Source organism: Vibrio sp. 811 (assembly GCF_033339195.1).
In genome coordinates, this window is record NZ_JAWOUB010000721.1 from 1 (window position 1) to 570 (window position 570).

1 protein-coding gene and 1 pseudogene are annotated in these 570 nt (G+C 44.4%); both read right to left on the reverse strand.

All coding sequences use genetic code 11. The features are described from left to right. Positions 1-316 (reverse strand): type VI secretion system contractile sheath domain-containing protein (locus tag R7Q46_RS29045; RefSeq protein WP_318078561.1); only part of this gene is annotated, 316 nt, incomplete at its 3' end. A gap of 58 nt (positions 317-374) precedes the next feature. Next, positions 375-570, reverse strand: a pseudogene (locus R7Q46_RS29050) (type VI secretion system contractile sheath large subunit); the annotation flags it as partial.

A 570-nucleotide genomic window follows, 5' to 3' on the forward strand; every position in this document is an offset into this window, starting at 1 on the left:
CAACTTGTTCACATAAATATCGAACGCCTACCCAACTGCACTCTAATTTCTGAAAATCTGGATGATGAATGATCTCATTGAGCTGCTTCTGTAATAGTGTGTCAATGGTATTAATCGTGCTCACAATGCTATGGCGAAACCTCGCAAAATCTTTAGATTGCGTGCCTTCCAACCAAATTCGTGCCGCAAGTGTTGAATCTGAACATTCAACAAATTGAGTCAACCAATGACTGTCAAACTCAGCCAGGCCCATCGGTGTAAACTCGTGTGTGAGTTCCTCTGGGTCTAGAAAGTTTAATGCATCTATTTTCGTCATAACTACCATAAGCCTGGCTTAATGGCTGGTCGAAGTCACCAGCCATTAACTCTATTTTGCCACCCGACGGAGGAATTTTAGCAATGAGTCTTAACGCCGTGGTTAGCTCTTCCATTTGAAGCCATGGCTTGAGCCAAGCAACCGCGTTGTAAGAACCAGGAGAACCTGGAATTTCCTTAACTTGTACGCGAGCGTCAGCAAGTGGGTATTTCGCACGAATTTCTTGACCGCCACCTTCAGAAGCGTTCACATAA